Below are 20,524 nucleotides of genomic sequence, written 5' to 3' on the forward strand. Positions count from 1 at the left end.
GTTGTCCTCGCGCTTCAGGTAGACCGGATTGCGCAGGCGTGCCGACAGATTCGGCGCGCGTTCGAGTTCGGTCTCGCGCGCCACGTCGTAGACGCGTGCGGTCAGGGTTTTCTTCAGGTAGTCGTGGGAAGCCATGCGGGTGGCGCGGTGCGCTATGTGAGACGGGAAAAGGTCAATGATAGCGCCAACGGGGTACGCTCTGGCCCGTTGACTATCCCTCGAGCCCGTCCTGCGCGGGCCGCCCGACCGTTCGGTCGGGAAATCCGGTGTGTGGCCCGTGTGTGCGATTCGCCATGAAATCGCGTAAAGCCCCGCCTTTGCTCAGATTTCAGCCGTCAACGCGTGGCGGGATCATGCGGTAGAATTCCATTTTGGAATAAGGATCGGAAGATGCACTGGCAGCCTCGGATCGCCCACTTGATGCCCGCACCGCGTGAGTCTTGCCCCGCGGCGGAGCGTCTCGTCCGCCACGCACGATCGTGTAGCTAGACCCGAGCGCCGCGAAGCGACCGGTGTGGGTACACCGCCGGTGGCGCTTCGCTCCCAAATAAGATTTCCAGCATTGCGCCCCACGCGCACCGTCATCCGACGCCTCGCCAATGAGCGCGCCTGGTTGACCCACCGAGTCGTCCGAACATGAACGCACCTCAAGTATTCGATCCGCACGGGGCCGCCGCTGCGGTGGCCGCCGATCCCGAAGCGCGTCTGCGCGAAATTCCCTATAACTACACGTCGTTCTCCGACCGTGAAATCGTTATCCGCCTGCTAGGCGACGAAGCCTGGGCGGTGCTCGCCGAGTTGCGCGCGGAACGCCGTACCGGCCGCTCGGCACGGATGCTGTACGAAGTGCTCGGCGATATCTGGGTCGTGCGCCGCAATCCGTATCTGCAGGACGACCTGCTCGACAATCCGAAGCGCCGCGCGCTGCTGATCGAGGCGTTGCATCACCGGTTGAGCGAGATCGAGAAGCGCCGCCGCGCCGATCTGGTCGAACACGGCGACGAAGCGGGCGTTGACCGCGCCGCGCGCGTCGAAACGCTGGTGCAGGCCGCGCGCCGTGCCGTCGACGCTTTCGAAAGCGAATTCCAGAAAACCTACGATCTGCGCCGCCGCGCCACCAAGGTGCTAGGCAAGGTCACGGAAAAAGACAACATCAAGTTCGACGGCCTGTCCCGTGTCTCGCACGTGACCGACGCGACCGACTGGCGTGTCGAATATCCGTTCGTCGTGCTCACGCCGGATACCGAAGCCGAGATCGCCGGCATGATCAAGGCGTGTTTCGAACTCGGTCTGACGGTGATTCCGCGTGGCGGCGGCACGGGCTACACGGGCGGCGCGGTGCCGCTCACGCCGTTCTCCGCTGTCATCAACACCGAGAAGCTCGAACAGCTCGGCGCGGTCGAAATGACCGAACTGCCGGGCGTCGACCGCAAAGTCGCGACGATTTTCTCCGGCGCTGGCGTCGTCACGCGTCGCGTGACCGAAGCGGCCGAACAGGCCGGCTTCGTGTTCGCGGTCGATCCGACCTCGCTGGACGCGTCCTGCGTCGGCGGCAACGTCGCGATGAACGCGGGCGGCAAGAAGGCGGTGCTGTGGGGCACGGCGCTCGACAACCTCGCCTGGTGGCGCATGGTCGACCCGGAAGGGAACTGGCTCGAAGTCACGCGCCTCGACCACAACATGGGCAAGATCCACGACGTCGAAGTGGCGCGTTTCGAGCTGAAATGGTTCGACGGCAACTACGCGCCGGGCGAGAAGCTGCTGCGCAGCGAGTCGCTCGATATCAAAGGCCGCGTGTTCCGTAAGGAAGGCCTCGGCAAGGACGTCACGGACAAATTCCTCGCTGGCCTGCCGGGCGTGCAGAAAGAAGGCTGCGACGGGCTCATCACGTCCGCCCGCTGGGTGCTGCACAAGATGCCGGCGCACACGCGCACCGTCTGCCTTGAATTCTTCGGCCAGGCGCGCGATGCGATTCCGAGCATCGTCGAAATCAAGGATTACTTGTTCGAGACGTCGAAGCAGGGCGGTGCGATTCTCGCAGGCCTGGAGCATCTGGACGAGCGCTATCTGCGCGCGGTCGGCTACGCGACCAAGAGCAAGCGCAATGCATTCCCGAAGATGGTGCTGATTGGCGACATCGTCGGCGACGACGCGGATGCGGTCGCGCAGGCCACCTCGGAAGTCGTGCGCATGGCCAACGGCAAGAGCGGCGAAGGCTTCGTCGCGGTCAATGCCGAAGCGCGCAAGCGTTTCTGGCTCGACCGCAGCCGTACCGCCGCGATCGCCAAGCACACCAACGCGTTCAAGATCAACGAAGACGTGGTGATCCCGCTCGACCGCATGGGCGAGTACACGGACGGCATCGAGCGCATCAACATCGAGCTGTCGATCAAGAACAAGCTGCAACTGGTCGACGCGCTCGAAGCCTTCTTCAAGGGCGGCAAGCTGCCGCTCGGCAAGAGCGACGACGCCAACGAAATTCCGAGCGCCGAATTGCTCGAAGACCGTGTGCAGCAGGCGCTCGATCTGTTGAAGCGCGTGCGTACGCGCTGGGAATTCCTGCGCGACAAGCTCGATCTCTCTTTGCGTGAAGCGCAGCACTATCTGGTCGGGCTCGGCTACGAAGCGCTGGCGGAGAAGTTCGCCGACCGCGCGGACGCGCAGCCCGATGCGAACGTGTTCCATGTCACCCAGGACCGCACGATTCGCGTGTCGTGGAAGCAGGAAATCCGCGCGGAACTGCGTCAGATCTTCAACGGCGGCGAGTTCAAGCCGATCCTCGACGAGGCTCAGGCGATCCACAAGCAGGTGCTGCGCGGCCGCGTGTTCGTGGCGCTGCACATGCACGCGGGCGACGGCAACGTCCACACCAATCTGCCGGTCAACTCCGACAACTACGAGATGCTGCAGGACGCCCATACGGCGGTTGCGCGCATCATGAAGCTGGCGCGTTCGCTCGACGGCGTGATTTCCGGCGAGCACGGCATCGGCATCACCAAGCTCGAATTCCTGACCGACGACGAGATCGGCGAATTCCGCAAGTACAAGCAGCGCGTCGATCCGCATGGCCGTTTCAACGCGGGCAAGCTGCTCGAAGGCGCCGACCTGCGCAACGCCTACACGCCCAGCTTCGGGCTGATGGGTTATGAATCGCTGATCATGCAGCAGTCCGACATCGGCGCGATTTCCGAGTCGATCAAAGACTGCCTGCGCTGCGGCAAGTGCAAGCCGGTGTGCGCGACCCACGTGCCGCGCGCGAACCTGCTGTACAGCCCGCGCAACAAGATTCTCGCCACCTCGCTACTGGTCGAGGCGTTCCTGTACGAAGAGCAGACCCGCCGCGGCGTGTCGATCAAGCACTGGGACGAGTTCAACGACGTCGCGGATCACTGCACCGTCTGTCACAAATGCGTGACGCCGTGCCCGGTGAAGATCGATTTCGGCGACGTGACCATGAACATGCGCAACCTGCTGCGCAAGATGGGCAAGAAGAAGTTCAACCCGGGCAACGCAGCCGGCATGTTCTTCCTCAACGCGACGAATCCGCAGACCATCAACCTCGCGCGCACTGCGATGATGGGCGTCGGCTACAAGGCCCAGCGCCTCGGCAACGAAGTGCTGAAGAAGTTCGCGAAGAAGCAGACGGCGCACCCGCCGGCGACCGTCGGCAAACCACCGGTCACGCAGCAGGTGATCCACTTCATGAACAAGAAGATGCCGGGCAATCTTCCGAAGAAGACGGCGCGCGCGTTGCTCGATATCGAGGACAACAAGATTGTCCCGATCATCCGCAATCCGAAGACCACCAACGCCGACACGGAAGCGGTGTTCTACTTCCCGGGATGCGGCTCCGAGCGGCTCTTCTCGCAAGTCGGTCTCGCCACCCAGGCCATGCTGTGGGAAGCGGGCGTGCAAACCGTGCTGCCGCCGGGCTACCTGTGCTGCGGTTATCCGCAGCGGGGCTCGGGCCAGTACGACAAGGCCGAGCAGATCGTTACGGACAACCGCGTGCTGTTCCACCGTGTCGCCAATACGCTGAACTACCTCGACATCAAGACGGTCGTGGTGTCGTGCGGCACGTGTTACGACCAGTTGGCCGGCTATGAATTCGAGAAGATCTTTCCGGGCTGCCGGATCATCGACATTCACGAGTTCCTGCTGGAGAAAGGCATGAAGCTCGAGGGCGTGAACGGCGTGCGCTACATGTACCACGACCCGTGCCACACCCCGATCAAGACGATGGACCCGGTCAAGCTCGTCAACCAGTTGATGGGCTCGGAGAACGACGGCTACAAGATCGAGAAGAACGATCGCTGCTGTGGCGAATCCGGCACACTCGCGGTCACGCGGCCTGACATTTCGACGCAGGTGCGCTTCCGCAAGGAAGAGGAAATTCGCAAGGGTGCGGCGAAGCTGCGCGGCATTCCGGTGGTCGCCAGCGCCGGCGCGAATGGGACTGGCCCGGCCAACGCGGCAGGTGCGCCGAACGGCGCTTTGCCCAATACGGGCAACGGCACGCAACAGGCTGGCGCCACCGACGTGAAGATCCTGACGAGCTGCCCGTCCTGCCTGCAAGGCCTGTCGCGCTACAACGAAGACGCCGGCATCGAGGCGGACTACATCGTGGTCGAGATGGCGCGTCACGTGCTGGGTGAGAACTGGATGGCCGACTACGTGCAACGGGCGAACAATGGCGGAATCGAGCGCGTGCTGGTTTAATGGCACGACTGACGATTTTTGCCTGAGGACGACGATGGACTGCGTTTTTTGCCGTGAAGACGGTGGTGATGTCTTGTGGCAGGACGATACCTTGCGTGTCGTCCTCGCCGACGAACACGATTACCCGGGTTTTTGCCGAGTGATCTGGAACGGGCATGTGGCGGAGTTTTCCGATCTCGACGGGCGCGACCGCGATCGCGTGATGCAGGCCGTGTACGCGGTCGAGCGCGCGATCCGGCGCATCCTTCAGCCGGTCAAGGTGAACCTGGCGAGCCTCGGCAACCAGGTGCCGCACGTGCATTGGCATGTGATTCCGCGTTTTTCGAACGACGCTCATTTCCCGCTGCCCATCTGGGCGCCGCGCCAGCGCACGGTGTCCGAAGCGATGCTGTCGTCGCGGCGCGCGCAGGCCACCCTGCTGCGCGAAGCGGTGCGGCAGGAAATCGAACAGGCTATCGGTTGAGCGTTCCGAATCTGCCGTGTCGCGCCGGAGCCCCGAGAGGGCGGCAACCTGGGGCGGCGCGGTATTTCTACTGAGGTCATGATGAGTGGACTGACCCCTGATACGCCGGTGCCGACCGGCGTAGTCGTGCATTCCAAATCGCGCGTACTCGAATTGCAGTACGCAAACGGCGAATCGTATCGCCTGCCGTTCGAGCTGCTGCGCGTGTATTCGCCGTCGGCGGAGGTGCAGGGCCACGGGCCGGGGCAGGAAACCCTGCAGACCGGCAAGCGCGAAGTGACGATCACCATGATCGAGGGCGTCGGCAATTACGCGTTGCAGCCGACTTTCTCCGACGGACACGCCACCGGCATCTATTCCTGGGACCTGCTGTACGACATGGCTGTCCGCCAGGATGAACTCTGGCAGGGCTATCTCGCCAAACTTCAGGCGGCCGGCGTCGATCGGGATACGCCGATGGTTCAAGCCGGTGCTGCACACGGACACTGTCACTGATACGATTCGCCCCGGGCGCCGCGCTGATGCGGCGCAACATTTCAGAATACGCGAAAGGACGAGCGCGATGAGCAAAACCCACTTCGGCTTTCAATCGGTCGACGAACAGGACAAGGCGCAGAAGGTGGCGGGGGTGTTCCACTCGGTTGCCGCCAACTACGACTTGATGAACGACCTGATGTCGGGCGGGTTGCACCGGGCGTGGAAGATGTTCACGATCGCCCAGGCCAACGTGCGCCCGGGTTACAAGGTGCTCGACATCGCGGGCGGCACGGGCGATCTGTCGAAGGCGTTTGCTAAACAGGCAGGCGAAACCGGCGAAGTCTGGCATACCGACATCAATGAATCGATGCTGCGCGTGGGCCGCGACCGCCTGCTGGACAAGGGCGTGATCACCCCGGCGCTGCTCTGTGACGCGGAGAAAATTCCCTTTCCGGACAATTACTTCGATGTGGTGACCGTGGCATTCGGTCTGCGCAACATGACGCACAAGGACGTCGCGCTGGCGGAAATGCGGCGCGTGCTGAAACCGGCCGGGCGTCTGCTGGTGCTGGAATTTTCGAAGGTGTGGGATCCGCTCAAGAAGGTCTACGACGTCTATTCTTTTAAGGTGTTGCCGTGGCTGGGCGAGCGCTTTGCGAAAGACGCCGAGAGCTATCAGTACCTGGCGGAATCGATCCGGATGCATCCGGATCAGGAAACTTTAAAAACAATGATGGAACAAGCTGGCCTGGACGGCGTCAAATATTACAATTTGTCAGCTGGCGTGGTAGCTTTACATGTGGGGACCAAATACTAGGGTTCCTAACCCATCGATTTTTAAAGGAAAGTACGAAAATGTCCGATTCAGGTGTGTTATCTCCCCGTAAGGTTGGGCGGTCGCTGGTGAGAAGAATCGGACTGATCGCGGTGGTCGGTCTGATCATGGCCGGCTCTCTCGCTTCGCTCGATGCGGAAGCGCGCCGCATGGGCGGTGGCCGTAGCATTGGCCGTCAGTCGAATACCGTTTCGCAGCAGTCGGCGCCGTCGCAACCCTCCCAAAGCAATCAGGCCATGCAGCAGCGTGCGCAGCCGGCACCGGCGCCCGCGCCCACGCCGGCGCCCGCCGCGCAGCCTAACCGCTCGCGCTGGCTGGGGCCAATCGCCGGTCTCGCGGCCGGTCTCGGCATCGCCGCGCTGCTGTCGCACTTCGCGCTGGGCGGCGCGTTCGCGAGCGCCATGGCCAACATCATCGTGATTGCTCTCATTGCGATGATTGGTATCTGGCTGATCCGCCGCTTCATGGGCCGCAAGCGCGACGCGGCGCAGCCGGCGTACGCGGGCAGCGCGCCGTCCCTCAATTCGGGCGGCACGGGCTATTCCCAGGAACCGCGTTACAACGCGCCCTCCACTGGCTCTTACCTCGAGCCGCAGGGCAACCCGTTGAGCACGCCGTCCGTCAACGCCGCGCCCACCGTGCCGGCCGGCTTCGACTCGGAAGCGTTCCTGCGTAACGCCAAGGTGTACTTCGTGCGGCTGCAGGCCGCATGGGACGTCGGCAATATCGAGGACATCCGCGAATTCACCACGCCGGAGATGTTCGCCGAGGTGAGAGTCGATCTGTCTTCGCGCGGTACCGAGACGAATCAGACGGACGTGGTGCAGCTGAACGCCGAGTTGCTGGGCGTGGAAGAACGCGCGAACGAATACTTTGCCAGCGTGCGCTTCTCGGGCCTGATTCGCGAGAATCCGGGCGCGGCCGCGGAGCCGTTTGTCGAAGTCTGGAACCTGTCCAAGGCGAACCGCCCCGGCGAAGGCTGGCTGCTCGCCGGCATCCAGCAGGTCACGCAGCACTGAGACGCTGCCGGAACCGGGCCAAGGCAGGACGGTGCATCCTGATTTGGCCCCGGCAAGCGTTGGCCGTTCGGCATAGCAGGCCGCGAAGCGAACGGACGTTACAATAGGAACCCGCGCGGGCACCTCGCTCGCGCGGGTTTTTTCTTGCCACCTTCAATGACCCTCGCCGCCAAGCCCTTCGCCGCTGCTGTCAATCATCTGCTCGCCCGTGAATCGTGGGCTCGTGAGCGCCTCGCCCCGTATGCGGGCAAGACCGCCAGACTGTCGTGCCCGCCGGTCGTATTGGCGCTGCTGGTGCAGCCAGATGGCTATCTGGGCGTGGTCGCCGAAACCGAGGCGCACCAGTTCGACGTGACCATCTCGGTGCCGTCCGACGCGTTGCCGGCCTTCGTCCAGGGCGGCCAGGCGGCGGTGATGAAGCACGTGAAAATTGAAGGCGACGCCGAATTCGCCACGGTGATCGCCAAGCTCGCCGAGCACCTGCGCTGGGAGCCGGAAGAGGATCTGTCGCGGCTTATCGGCGACGGTCCGGCGTGGCGGGTGGCCTCGGTCGTGCGTACGGTCGGCGAACATGTGCAACGCACCGGCCGCAACCTGCTCGACACCGCCGCCGAATATTTGCTCGACGAGAACCCGCAACTGGTGCGCCGCACCGCGCTCGCGGACTTCAACGTTGAGCTGGCCCGCGCGCGCGACGCCTTGGCGCGGGTGGAAAAACGTATCGAGCGTCTTGAACAGAAGGTCGAAGCCCGTAGCGCCAATGCGCCGGACGCCGCCGCCACATCGCGCGGCACGCGCTAGTCAACGGGCACAACCATGCGTTTTCTGCGTTTCCTCAAGATTTTTTTCACGGTCATCCGCTTCGGCCTCGATGAGATGATGCTTAGCCGCGTCAACGACCGGCGCGTGCGTCTGCTGTTGCGCATCACCACGATCGGCCGCAAGTTCAACCAGCCGCCCGGCGTGCGTTTGCGGCTTGCGCTCGAAAGCCTCGGGCCGATCTTCGTCAAGTTCGGGCAGGTGCTGTCCACCCGGCGCGATCTGCTGCCGGTCGACATCGCCAATGAACTGGCGAAGCTCCAGGATCAGGTGCCGCCGTTCGATTCGGCGGTGGCGATCGGGCTGATCGAGAAGTCGCTCGGCGCGCCGGTCGACGTGCTGTTCGACGATTTCGAGCGGGTGCCGGTGGCGAGCGCGTCGATCGCGCAAGTCCATTTCGCGACGGTGAAAGCCGGGCAGCACGCCGGCAAAGCGGTCGCCGTCAAGGTGCTGCGCCCGAACATGCTGCCGGTGATCGATTCCGACCTCGCCTTGCTGCGCGACATCGCCGTGTGGGCGGAGCGCCTGTGGGCCGACGGCAAGCGTCTGAAACCGCGCGAAGTGGTCGCCGAATTCGACAAATATCTGCACGACGAACTCGACCTGATGCGCGAAGCGGCCAACGGCAGCCAGCTGCGGCGCAACTTCGTCGGGCTGGACCTGCTGCTGGTGCCGGAGATGTACTGGGAGTTCTGCACACCCACGGTGCTGGTCATGGAGCGCATGGTCGGCGTGCCGATCAGCCAGGTGGAGACGCTGCGCGCGGCGGGCGTGGATATTCCGAAGCTGGCGCGCGAAGGGGTCGAGATTTTCTTCACCCAGGTGTTTCGCGACGGTTTTTTCCACGCCGACATGCACCCGGGCAACATTCAGGTGAGCCTCGATCCGGCGCACTTCGGCCGCTATATCGCGCTCGACTTTGGGATCATCGGCGCGCTGTCGGATTTCGATAAGAACTATCTCGCGCAGAACTTCCTCGCATTTTTCAAGCGCGACTACCATCGCGTCGCCACGCTGCATCTGGAATCGGGCTGGGTGCCGCCCACCACGCGCGTCGAAGAACTCGAGAGTGCGATTCGCGCGGTGTGCGAGCCGTACTTCGACCGCGCGCTGAAAGACATTTCACTGGGCCAGGTGCTGATGCGCCTGTTCTCGACTTCGCGCCGCTTCAACGTCGAGATCCAGCCGCAACTGGTGCTGCTGCAAAAGACCATGCTGAACGTGGAAGGTCTCGGCCGCTCGCTCGATCCGGAACTGGATCTGTGGAAAACGGCGAAGCCCTACCTCGAACGCTGGATGAACGAGCAGATCGGCGTGCGCGGCTGGTACGAACGGCTGAAAATCGAGGCGCCGCAGTGGAGCAAGACGCTGCCGCAGCTGCCGCGCCTGATCCATCACGTGCTGGCTGCGCGCCACGATCAAGGGCGCGGCGCGAACGACGACATCGTTCAACAGATCCTGCTCGAGCAGAAACGCACCAACCGGCTGTTGCAAGGCCTGCTGCTGTTCGGCGTGGCGGTCGGTGTCGGCGCGGCGCTGGCGCGGGCGTTCCTCGCGCTCGCGTACGGCGGTTGATGGAGATTCCAAGGAGGTATTCGATGAGCGACCCCACCCAACCCGCCATGCCCGATTTCGAGTCTCGCGACCCCAATTCGCCGGCGTTCTGGGACGAGCGGTTCGAGCGCCAATTCACGCCTTGGGGTCAGGCGGGTGTGCCGTCCGCGTTTAAGTCGTTCGCCGCGCGCCACGCGAGCGCCGCCGTGCTGATTCCGGGCTGCGGCAGCGCGTACGAAGCGCTGTGGCTGGCGGAACACGACAACCCGGTCAGGGCCATCGACTTTTCGGCGGCGGCCGTGGCGGCCGCGCACGCTCAGTTGGGCGCGCAGCACGCGCCACTGGTGGAGCAGGCGGATTTCTTCACCTACACGCCGCCGTTCACGCCTGGCTGGATTTACGAGCGCGCGTTCTTTTGCGCTTTGCCGCTCGCGCGCCGCGCGGACTATGCGCAGCGAATGGGCGACCTGTTGCCCGCCGGCGCGTTGCTGGCCGGGTTCTATTTCATCGGCGCGACGCCGAAAGGGCCGCCGTTCGGTGTCGAGCGCGCGGAGCTCGACGCGCTGCTCGCGCCGTACTTCGAGTTGATCGAAGACGAAGCCGTGCACGATTCGATTGCCGTGTTCGCCGGCCGTGAGCGCTGGCTGACCTGGCGCCGCCGCGGCTGACGGGCTGCATCGCTGCGCCCGGCCGCGGCGCGGGCCGCACTTGATTCGACGGCCGCCGCCCCCACCTAGCGCAACGGCGGCTCCGTCGGGCGCTCGTCCCGGAAATCCGGGGGAGGGCTATCGTTTGCGGCTATAATTCAAGGCTTTGCAAGCGTTTACAAGATTTCAGTAGGAAAAAGGTCATGCCGATCTACGCTTATCGTTGCGAGTCATGCGGCTTCGGGAAGGACGTGCTTCAGAAGATGAGCGACTCCCCGTTGACGCAGTGTCCCGAGTGCGGGAAAGACACATTTCGCAAGCAGGTCACTGCCGCGGGTTTCCAGTTGAAGGGTTCCGGCTGGTATGTGACCGATTTCCGCGGCGGCAATGGCGGCGCGAGCGCGCCGGCCAAGCCCGACGCGAACGGCGCATCCGGTGAGAATGCGGCCGCCGGCAATGGCGCCGCGCAATCCGGCACGGCCCCGGCCAGCAGCACGGCCGCAGCTGCTTCATCGAGCGCGGCGGCCACGCCGTCCGCGCCTGCTGCCGCACCCGCCGCTTCGGCGAGCTCGAGCGGTTCCGGCAGCGCCTAGTGGGACTGCCGCCCTTGCGGGCGGCGCACACGCCGCGCCTTGGGCTTCGGCCCGCGCGGCTTTCTGGCGGTACACATGACGACGAAAAAAACGACGCTCAAATCGGTGTTCCTGACTGGCCTGCTGGTGCTGGTGCCTCTGGCTATCACACTGTGGGTGCTCGGCCTGATCATCGGCACGATGGACCAGACGCTGTTGCTGCTGCCGAGCGCGTGGCAGCCGGAGCGCCTGTTCGGCTTCCGTCTTCCCGGCCTCGGGGCGGTGCTGACGCTGGCGTTCATCTTTGTCGTCGGGCTGTTGACGCAAAACTTCATAGGGCAGAAGCTCGTGAAGTGGTGGGAGCTCGTGGTTGGTCACATTCCGGTGGTCGGCCCGATCTACACCAGCGTCAAGCAAGTGTCCGACACCTTGCTGTCGAGCAGCGGCAACGCGTTTCGCAAGGCGCTGCTGATCGAGTACCCGCGCCGCGGTTCCTATACGATTGCGTTTCTGACCGGCGTTCCGGGTGGCGACGTGGTCAACCACCTGAAAGAAGATCACGTCAGCGTGTATGTGCCGACCACGCCGAACCCGACGTCCGGTTTCTTCCTGATGGTGCCGAGAAGTGAAGTGATCGAGCTCGACATGACGGTCGACGCCGCACTCAAGTACATCGTCTCGATGGGCGTCGTGGCGCCGTCCGCGCCGCCGGCGCCGGTGCGCCGCACGACAGTCGAGCCTCCGCTGTAACGCGGTGCGTTGCGTTTCAATGCCACGCGCCGTTCAACCAATGCAAAACGAAAGACAAACATCATGTCGATGAGATCTGAATACTGCGGTCTGGTGACCGAAGAACTGCTGGGCCAAACCGTTTCGCTGTGCGGCTGGGTGAGCCGCCGCCGCGACCACGGCGGCGTCATCTTCATCGACCTGCGCGATCGCGAAGGCCTCGTTCAGGTCGTCTGCGACCCGGACCGCGCGGAGATGTTCAAGACCGCCGAAGGCGTGCGCAACGAGTTCTGCCTGCAGATCAAGGGCGTGGTTCGCGCCCGTCCGGAAGGCACCACGAACGCCGCGCTCAAGAGCGGCAAGATCGAAGTGCTGTGCCACGAGCTGATCGTGCTGAACGCCTCGATCACGCCGCCGTTCCAGCTCGACGACGACAACCTGTCGGAAACCACGCGCCTCACGCACCGCGTGCTTGACCTGCGCCGTCCGCAGATGCAGCACAACCTGCGTCTGCGCTACCGCGTGTCGATCGAAGCGCGCAAGTATCTCGACTCGCTGGGCTTCATCGACATCGAAACGCCGATGCTGACCAAGAGCACGCCGGAAGGCGCGCGCGACTACCTCGTGCCGTCGCGTACGAACCCGGGCCAGTTCTTCGCGCTGCCGCAGTCGCCGCAGCTGTTCAAGCAGCTGCTGATGGTGGCGAACTTCGATCGCTACTACCAGATCGTCAAGTGCTTCCGCGACGAAGACCTGCGCGCTGACCGTCAGCCGGAATTCACGCAGATCGACTGCGAAACCTCGTTCCTCAACGAACAGGAAATCCGCGATCTGTTCGAGGCGATGATCCGTCACGTGTTCAAGGAAACGATCGGCGTCGAGCTGGCCGAGAAATTCCCGGTCATGCTGTATTCGGAAGCCATGCGCCGTTTCGGCTCGGACAAGCCGGACCTGCGCGTGAAGCTCGAATTCACGGACCTCACGGACGCGGTCAAAGACGTCGACTTCAAGGTGTTCAGCACGCCGGCCAACACGAAAGACGGCCGCGTCGCGGCGATTCGCGTGCCGAAGGGCGGCGAGCTTTCGCGCGGCGATATCGACAGCTACACGGAATTCGTGCGCATCTATGGCGCGAAGGGTCTGGCGTGGATCAAGGTCAACGAAGTCGCGAAGGGCCGTGACGGTCTGCAAAGCCCGATCGTCAAGAACCTGCACGACGAAGCGGTCAAGGCGATCATCGAGCGCACCGGCGCGCAAGACGGCGACATCATTTTCTTCGCGGCGGATCGCGCGAAGGTGGTGAACGACAGCCTGGGCGCGCTGCGCCTGAAGATCGGCCATTCGGAATTCGGCAAGGCCAACGGTCTGGTCGAAACCGGCTGGAAGCCGCTGTGGGTGATCGACTTCCCGATGTTCGAGTACGACGAGGAAGACAACCGCTACGTGGCCGCGCATCACCCGTTCACGAGCCCGAAGGACGAGCACCTCGAGTACCTGGAAACGGATCCGGCGCGCTGCCTCGCGAAGGCCTACGACATGGTGCTGAACGGCTGGGAAATCGGCGGCGGCTCGGTGCGTATCCACCGTGAAGAAGTGCAGAGCAAGGTGTTCCGCGCGCTGAAGATCGGTGCGGAAGAAGCGCAAGCCAAGTTCGGCTTCCTGCTCGACGCGCTGCAATACGGCGCGCCGCCGCACGGCGGTATCGCCTTCGGCCTGGACCGCATCGTCACGATGATGGCCGGCGCCGATTCGATCCGCGACGTGATCGCGTTCCCGAAGACACAACGCGCGCAGTGTCTGCTCACGCAGGCGCCGAGCGAAGTGGACGAGCGCCAGTTGCGCGAGTTGCACATCCGTGTGCGTACGCCGGAACCGAAGGTGTAACGGCCTGAAGCAGGTCGGTGCTGTCTGAAAACGACAGCCGGAGCAAACAGGAAAGGCGCGTCATGCGCCTTTCTTGTTTTTTGCGTTACAGTCGATGCAACGGCGCTCCGCCTTTCATCGTTCCACTCGCCGACATGTACCGCGCAAGCGTTGCGCCCAGCTTTCACGCCATGCCGAAACCGCCGAAGATTCCGCAATCCGTTCTCGTCATTATTCATACGCCCGCGCTCGACGTGCTGTTGATCGAGCGCGCCGATCATGCCGGTTTCTGGCAGTCGGTCACGGGCTCAAAAGACCGGCTGGATGAGCCGCTCGTCGAGACGGCGGTGCGCGAAGTGGCCGAAGAGACCGGCATCGTGGTGGGCAGTGCGCGGGTGCCGCGCAATGCGCTGTTCGATTGGCACTATTCGATCGAATACGAGATCTACCCGGAGTTCCGGTATCGCTACGCTGAAGGCGTGATCCACAACACCGAGCACTGGTTCAGCGTGGAAGTGCCCGAGCAGCTCGAGGTCACGCTGGCGCCGCGCGAGCACACCGCGTTTCTGTGGCTGCCGTATGAAGAGGCGGCGTCGCGCTGCTTCTCGTCGTCGAATGCCGATGCGATCTTGCAGTTGCCCAGGCGGCTCAGTGGGCGCCCGTTAGGTGGGCATTCCGCAGAGCGTGGCCGATGAGTGTCGGCGGCGCGCGCCGTTTCGCCCGACTGCGGCAAGCGCTGCTCGGCCGCCGCTATTGGCAGCGTTACCGCTTCACCAGCGGTAATGACGTCAAGCTGCTGTGTGCCGGCGATGAATTCTTCCGCGCCCTGATTGCGCGTGTCGATGCGGCGCAAAGCGACGTGGTTCTCGAAACCTATATCTTCGAAAATGACCATGCCGGCCAGGCGGTCAGCGCGGCGCTATTACGCGCCGTCGCGCGCGGGGTGAAGGTGCGCGTGATTACGGACGGCATCGGCACCGAACGTCTGCCGATGTTCAACGATTGGCTCGCGGCCGGCATCGAGCATCGCATCTACAACCCGCATATTTTTGGCCGCTTTGGCTTTTCGCGCACGCACCGCAAGCTGGCGGTGATCGACGACCAGTTCGGATATTGCGGCGGCATCAATATCGTCGACGACTACGAGAACAACGGTGCAAAGCTGCCGTACCGGCGCTGGGACTTCGCGGTCGAATTGCACGGGCCGGTGGTCGCCGATATCCGCCAGGCGTTCGAGGTGCAGTGGCAGCGGATCCGGCTCGGACATCGGCCGCTCGACTCGCTGGAGCCGCAAGGCGGTCCGAAGACCGCCGCCTCGCTCGGCAGTCTGCGCAGGCGTCGCCGTCGCCGTAACGAGGAGTTGTGGGCGGGCGGCCAGCCGTGTGTCGCGTTCGTCGCACGCGACAACCTGATCAACCGGCGAGCCATCGAAAAAGCGTATCTGGCCGCGATCGGCCAGGCGCGCAATGAAGTGCTGCTCGCCAATCCGTATTTCATGCCAGGGCGCAAGCTGCGGCGCGCGCTGGTGTTCGCGGCGCGGCGCGGCGTCGTGGTGAAGCTGATTGTCGGGCGCAAGGAGTTCAAGGCGCTCGATTACGCGGTACCGTTTCTGTATCGCGCGTTGCTCAAGGCCGGCGTGCAGATCGCCGAATACGAAAAAACCATGCTGCACGGCAAGGTCGCGGTGGTGGATTCGAACTGGGCGACGGTCGGCTCGTCGAACCTCGACGCGCTGAGTCTCGTGCTCAACAACGAAGCCAACGTGGTGCTGGTGAACGACCCGTCGATCGGCGCGTTGCGTGAAGCGATCCTCGTCGCGTTCAAAGACTCGCGGCGCATCGACGAGGCGCGCTACGACGCCAGGCCGGCCGGCGAGCGTCTGCTCAACTGGCTCGCCTACACGAGCTATCGGGCAGTGATGAAGCTGCTGACGGTGGGCGGGTACGACTGACGTGCGCTAACGCGCCGCATACAGCGGCGGCTGTCGCACGAGAGCGGCTTAACGCGCAATGCTTGAGTCAGCGCGCGCCATATCAGCTCATGGCGTGCCGCGTTTCGGAACGATCCTAAAGACGGCCCGCAGCCTGGCAAACATAATCTGCGCTCGTTAGAAATCGGGCGGCTCGCGGCATCGTATCGCGAAGCCGAAGCCCGTTTTCTGCTCATGCCCCGCTGCCGGTTCGACTGCGCACTCATGGCAACCGGACCGGCCGCGCAACGGAGACGTGTTCGCCAACCATGCCTGCTCCCCCTTCCGCCCAAGCCAACCACCATGTGAACCTTCACGAGCAGGCCTTGCAGGCCTATCAGGCTGGTCGACATGACGTGGTGCGGACACTCGCCGATCGAATTCTCGCCGAAGACTTCGAGCATGTCGGTGCCGTCCACTTGCGAGGCTTGCTCGCGCTGGCGTCGGACCAACCACAGGACGCGCAGCGCTGGCTCGAACGGGCTCTTCAGATTCGCCCCGAGCCGATTCTGTACAACACGCTCTACGCCATTCAACTACGTCTCGGCGACTTTGCCGGCGCCGTGCGGACGCTTCGGCAGGGACTCGCGATCCAGCCGGACTTCGTGCCGCTTCACTACAACCTTGCCTTGACGCTTCAACACCTCGGCAATCTTGAGGATGCCGCGCTCGCCTATCGCCGCACGCTCGAACTCGAACCCGGCCACTCGGCGGCGCACAACAATCTGGGCCGCGTGTGCTCGGACCTCGGTCGACTGGAAGAGGCCGAGCGGCACTACCGGCGTGCTATCGAGCTTGCGCCAGCCAACCTCGTCGCGCGCAATAACCTGGCCATGGTTCTGCTCACAGCCGGCCGCTACGAAGAAGCGTGGCCATATTTCGAAGACCGCTGGGTCAGCTTCAAGCTGGCCGATGGGCGTCCCGCGCGGGTACCCGTGCAAGTGCCCCTGCCGCGTTGGCCGGGCGTGAGCCCATCCGCCACGCACGGCGGGCAGGCGCCGCCCGCGCGCGCGGGGCGTCTTCTCGTGCTGCACGAGCAGGGCTTCGGCGACAGCCTTCAGTTCGTGCGCTACCTGCCGCTCGCGCTCGCCCACTTTGCCCAGGTGGGTTATGTGTGCCCGCCGGCGTTGCGCCGCCTCTATGACCAATCCTTACGCGCCCGCTGGCCAGATCTCGTGTTGCTTGACGCGGTGCCGGCCGGGTTAGCCAGCTGGGACCAGCATATTCCGCTGATGTCGCTCCCCATGGCCTTTGCGACACACGTGGCCACGATTCCAGCCACGCTTCCTTACCTGTATGCCGATGCCGGGTTCGCCGCGCGCTGGCGCGCCCGACTGGACGCGCTGCCGGTCCCGCATCTGCCGCGCGTCGGCGTCGTTTGGGCGGGTGGCAACTCGGGGATTGCCTTGGACGGGTTGCGCAGTCTTGCCGCTGCGCAAATCGCGCCGCTGCTGACCCTGCGCAACGTGTGCTGGATCAGCCTGCAAAAGACCGACGATCCGGCCAAGCGTGCTGACGCTGCGATCAGCGCGCATCTGGTCGACTGGACAGACGAAATCACCGACTTCGCCGATACGGCGGCATTGGTCGACAACCTCGATCTGGTGATTGCCGTCGATACCTCGGTGGCGCATCTGGCCGCGGCGCTGGGCAAGCCGGTCTGGTTGCTCAACCGATTCGCGGGCTGCTGGCGCTGGTTGCATGGCCGCGACGATAGCCCGTGGTATCCCGGGCTACGTCTTTTCACCCAGCCGCAGCGCGGGGATTGGGACGATGTGCTGGCGCGCGTTGACGCGGCGCTGCAGCAAAGATTTCCCTTGCCCGAGGGCGCGTCTCCAAACCGGCGCGCGGCTCTGGTGCCGGCAGTCAGGCAGCCCTGATTGGACCTGTAAGAAGACGCTTCCACGCCCGCCGGCCCGGCCTCTCGCTGAGCGCTTCCAGCGAGGTTTTCCACCAGCCGTCCTGACTGCAACGGGCGCTACCCAGCCTACCCAGCACGCCAATCCTTCTGCATTCGCCCTGACTTGCGGCATCATGTCGGCCGACTGCGGCAATCAGGGACGGCGAACGCCCGGACAGGCAACCCTTGTCTCAAGGCAAACGCCTCTAAAAAATCTCATTCCTCTGATTGACGGATGCCGCAAAATTGAAACCGGGTTAGAAACCGGTTTCTAATAAAGTCCTTGTTTCGCGGACGGCAGCACTCAATAATAGTACGGCCGTTCGATTTTCTTTCGGTCACATTAGAACGGTAAATAGCTATGCGAAAAGGCGAACAAACACGAGCCGCAATTCTCGACGCAGCACTCGATCTGGCAAGCCGCGACGGACTGGAAGGTCTGACGATCGGGCTGCTGGCCGAGCGCATGCAGATGAGCAAAAGCGGCGTGTTCGCGCATTTCGGGTCGCGTGAGGATTTGCAGGTCGAAGTCGTGCGCGAATATCACCATCGTTTCGAAGACGAGGTGTTTTTTCCGAGCTTGCGCGAACCTCGTGGATTGCCGCGCTTGCGCGCGATGATTTCCCGCTGGATCGAGAAACGCATTCAGGAAGTCACCACCGGCTGCGTCTACATCAGCGGCGCCGTCGAATATGACGACCGCGCGGATAGCCCCGTGCGGGAGCAACTGGTGTCGAGCGTGACGATCTGGCGTGCGGCGCTCACTCGCGCAATTTCGCAAGCCATGGAAGAAGGGCATCTGCGTGCCGACACGGATCCGCAACTGATGCTGTTCGAACTGTACAGCTTCACGCTCGGTCTGCATCACGACGCGCGCTTCCTGCATTTGCCGGATGCGGTGCGTCTCACGTGGGCCGCGCTGGAAAAATTGATTGTTTCGTATCAAAGCGAAAGCCGTTAGCAGCGCTGCCTCGAATCACACGGATTCAGCAGCGCAGAAGGTTCCGATCCACGGACTCAGCTAACGGCCTGGCTTCTTGTCAAACTTGGGAGATAGAGTCATGGGACAGTACGCCGCGCCGCTGCGTGACATGCAATTCGTGTTGCACGAGCTGCTCAACGTCGAAGCCGAAATCAAGCAGATGCCGAAGCACGCTGATCTCGATGCCGACACGATCAACGCCGTGCTCGAAGAGGCCGGCAAGTTCTGCTCCGAAGTACTGTTCCCGCTCAATCACAGCGGCGACCAGGAAGGCTGCACGTACGTCGGCGACGGCGTCGTGACCACGCCGAAGGGCTTCAAGGAAGCCTATCAGCAGTATGTTGAAGCCGGCTGGCCGGCACTCGGCTGCGATCCGGAATATGGCGGCCAGGGCCTGCCCGCGTTCGTCAACAACGCGCTGTATGAAATGCTGAACTCGGCAAACCAGGCGTGGACCATGTACCCGGGCCTCTCGCATGGCGCCTACGAATGTCTGCACGCGCACGGCACGCCCGAACTGCAGCAACGCTATCTGCCGAAGCTGGTGGCCGGCGTCTGGACCGGCACCATGTGCCTGACCGAGCCGCATTGCGGCACCGACCTCGGCATTCTGCGCACCAAGGCCGAACCGAACAGCGACGGCTCGTACGCGATCAGCGGCACGAAGATTTTCATCTCCAGCGGCGAACACGATCTCGCGGAGAACATCGTCCACCTCGTGCTCGCGCGTCTGCCGGATGCGCCCAAGGGCACCAAGGGTATTTCGCTCTTCATCGTGCCGAAGTTCATCCCGAACGAAGCGGGCGAGCCGGGCGAGCGCAACGGCGTGAAGTGCGGCTCCATCGAACACAAGATGGGCATTCACGGCAACGCGACCTGCGTGATCAATCTCGACAACGCCAAGGGCTGGATGGTCGGCGAACCGAACAAAGGCCTGAACGCCATGTTCGTGATGATGAACGCGGCGCGTCTGGGCGTCGGCATGCAGAGTCTGGGCCTGACCGAAGTCGCGTACCAGAACTCGCTGGTGTACGCGAAAGAGCGTCTGCAGATGCGTTCGCTGACCGGCCCGAAGGCGCCGGAAAAGGCGGCCGACCCGATCATCGTGCATCCGGACGTGCGCCGCATTCTGCTCACGCAGAAGGCCTACGCTGAAGGCGCGCGCGCTTTCACGTACTGGTCCGCGCTGCATATCGACAAGGAACTGTCGCATAGCGACGAATCGGTTCGCAAGGATGCCGCCGACCTCGTCGCGCTGCTCACGCCGATTCTGAAGGCCTTCCTGTCGGACAACGCGTTCGAAGGCACCAACCACGCCATGCAGGTCTATGGCGGCCACGGCTTCATCGCCGAGTGGGGCATGGAGCAGTATGTGCGCGACGCGCGCATCAACATGATCTACGAAGGCACCAACGCGGTTCAGGCGCTCGATCTGCTGGGCCGCAAGATCCTCGGCGACATGGGCGCGAAGATGAAGAAGTTCGGCAAGCTGGTGTCGGATTTCGTCGAAGCCGAAGGCGTCAAGCCGGAAATGCAGGAGTTCATCAACCCGCTCGCCGACATCGGTGAAAAGGTGCAGAAGCTGACGATGGAAATCGGCATGAGGGCCATGCAGAACCCGGACGAAGTCGGCGCCGCCGCCGTGCCGTATCTGCGCACGGTCGGCCACCTGGTGTTCTCGTACTTCTGGGCCCGCATGGCACGCATCGCGCTCGACAAGGAAGCCTCGGGCGATCCGTTCTACAAGGCGAAGCTCGGCACCGCGCGCTTCTACTTCGCGAAGCTGCTGCCGGAAACGGCCATGACGATCCGTCAGGCCCGCGCCGGTTCGAAGTCGATGATGGACTACGAAGAAGCGCTGTTCTAAGACCAACGCAAGCACATCAAGGCAGGCGCCGCTCGTGTCAAACACGCGGCGCCTGCATCAGCCACACATCGCGAAGCATCCAACCCGGCTTCGCGACACCGCATAACTC

At 63.5% G+C, this 20,524-nt stretch carries 16 protein-coding genes; all 16 read left to right on the plus strand.

Translation table 11 applies throughout. The features are described 5' to 3' along the window. Positions 1-636 precede the first annotated feature (636 nt). The 16 genes from A6V37_RS07575 to A6V37_RS07650 all read left to right on the plus strand — a co-directional run bounded on the left by A6V37_RS07575 (position 637) and on the right by A6V37_RS07650 (position 20,415). Positions 637-4,719: a DUF3683 domain-containing protein gene (locus A6V37_RS07575; protein WP_064265551.1), complete on the plus strand. Its 4,083-nt coding sequence runs from the start codon at positions 637-639 to the stop codon at positions 4,717-4,719. A 34-nt stretch (positions 4,720-4,753) separates the two neighbouring features. After that, the gene (locus tag A6V37_RS07580; RefSeq protein ID WP_064265552.1) at positions 4,754-5,182 is read left to right on the plus strand and encodes an HIT family protein; all 429 of its coding nucleotides are present in this window, start codon (positions 4,754-4,756) and stop codon (positions 5,180-5,182) included. A gap of 81 nt (positions 5,183-5,263) precedes the next feature. Next, positions 5,264-5,677 carry a gamma-butyrobetaine hydroxylase family protein gene (locus tag A6V37_RS07585; protein ID WP_064265553.1) on the plus strand — a complete coding sequence of 138 codons (414 nt, stop codon included), beginning with the start codon at positions 5,264-5,266 and terminating at the stop codon, positions 5,675-5,677. Positions 5,678-5,744: 67 nt separating this feature from the next. After that, complete coding sequence (gene ubiE, locus A6V37_RS07590) at positions 5,745-6,476, plus strand: bifunctional demethylmenaquinone methyltransferase/2-methoxy-6-polyprenyl-1,4-benzoquinol methylase UbiE (protein WP_064265554.1); 732 nt, start codon at positions 5,745-5,747, stop codon at positions 6,474-6,476. 38 nt (positions 6,477-6,514) lie between these two features. Next, entirely contained in the window at positions 6,515-7,513 is a 999-nt protein-coding gene (locus A6V37_RS07595) for a Tim44 domain-containing protein (protein WP_064285889.1), read from the plus strand. Between the two features lie 156 nt (positions 7,514-7,669). Next, positions 7,670-8,314, plus strand: a complete 645-nt coding sequence (locus A6V37_RS07600) for a ubiquinone biosynthesis accessory factor UbiJ (protein WP_064265556.1) — start codon at positions 7,670-7,672, stop codon at positions 8,312-8,314. A gap of 15 nt (positions 8,315-8,329) precedes the next feature. Then, the gene (ubiB, locus tag A6V37_RS07605; protein WP_064285890.1) at positions 8,330-9,907 is read left to right on the plus strand and encodes a ubiquinone biosynthesis regulatory protein kinase UbiB; all 1,578 of its coding nucleotides are present in this window, start codon (positions 8,330-8,332) and stop codon (positions 9,905-9,907) included. Between the two features lie 23 nt (positions 9,908-9,930). Continuing rightward, on the plus strand, positions 9,931-10,554 hold the full coding sequence (locus A6V37_RS07610) for a class I SAM-dependent methyltransferase (RefSeq protein ID WP_064285891.1): 624 nt from the start codon (positions 9,931-9,933) through the stop codon (positions 10,552-10,554). Positions 10,555-10,736: 182 nt separating this feature from the next. Next, a complete protein-coding gene (locus A6V37_RS07615) occupies positions 10,737-11,126 on the plus strand; it encodes an FmdB family zinc ribbon protein (protein ID WP_064265559.1) in 390 nt (129 codons plus the stop codon). A gap of 75 nt (positions 11,127-11,201) precedes the next feature. Continuing rightward, the gene (locus tag A6V37_RS07620) at positions 11,202-11,855 is read left to right on the plus strand and encodes a DUF502 domain-containing protein (RefSeq protein WP_064265560.1); all 654 of its coding nucleotides are present in this window, start codon (positions 11,202-11,204) and stop codon (positions 11,853-11,855) included. Positions 11,856-11,918: 63 nt separating this feature from the next. Continuing rightward, entirely contained in the window at positions 11,919-13,718 is a 1,800-nt protein-coding gene (aspS, locus tag A6V37_RS07625; protein ID WP_064265561.1) for an aspartate--tRNA ligase, read from the plus strand. A gap of 170 nt (positions 13,719-13,888) precedes the next feature. Next, positions 13,889-14,392 (plus strand): dihydroneopterin triphosphate diphosphatase, encoded by a 504-nt coding sequence (gene nudB, locus A6V37_RS07630; RefSeq protein ID WP_064265654.1) that lies wholly within the window; start codon positions 13,889-13,891, stop codon positions 14,390-14,392. Continuing rightward, on the plus strand, positions 14,389-15,648 hold the full coding sequence (gene clsB / locus A6V37_RS07635) for a cardiolipin synthase ClsB (RefSeq protein WP_064265562.1): 1,260 nt from the start codon (positions 14,389-14,391) through the stop codon (positions 15,646-15,648). Before nudB ends, clsB begins: the two co-directional genes overlap by 4 nt. 287 nt (positions 15,649-15,935) lie before the next feature. Further along, positions 15,936-17,546: a tetratricopeptide repeat protein gene (locus A6V37_RS07640; RefSeq protein WP_064265563.1), complete on the plus strand. Its 1,611-nt coding sequence runs from the start codon at positions 15,936-15,938 to the stop codon at positions 17,544-17,546. 381 nt (positions 17,547-17,927) lie between these two features. Beyond that, entirely contained in the window at positions 17,928-18,527 is a 600-nt protein-coding gene (locus tag A6V37_RS07645; RefSeq protein ID WP_064265564.1) for a TetR/AcrR family transcriptional regulator, read from the plus strand. Between the two features lie 100 nt (positions 18,528-18,627). Next, complete coding sequence (locus tag A6V37_RS07650) at positions 18,628-20,415, plus strand: acyl-CoA dehydrogenase C-terminal domain-containing protein (protein ID WP_064265565.1); 1,788 nt, start codon at positions 18,628-18,630, stop codon at positions 20,413-20,415. Positions 20,416-20,524 lie beyond the last annotated feature (109 nt).

It is taken from the genome of Paraburkholderia ginsengiterrae, assembly GCF_001645125.1.
Taxonomy (GTDB): Bacteria; Pseudomonadota; Gammaproteobacteria; order Burkholderiales; family Burkholderiaceae; genus Paraburkholderia; species Paraburkholderia ginsengiterrae.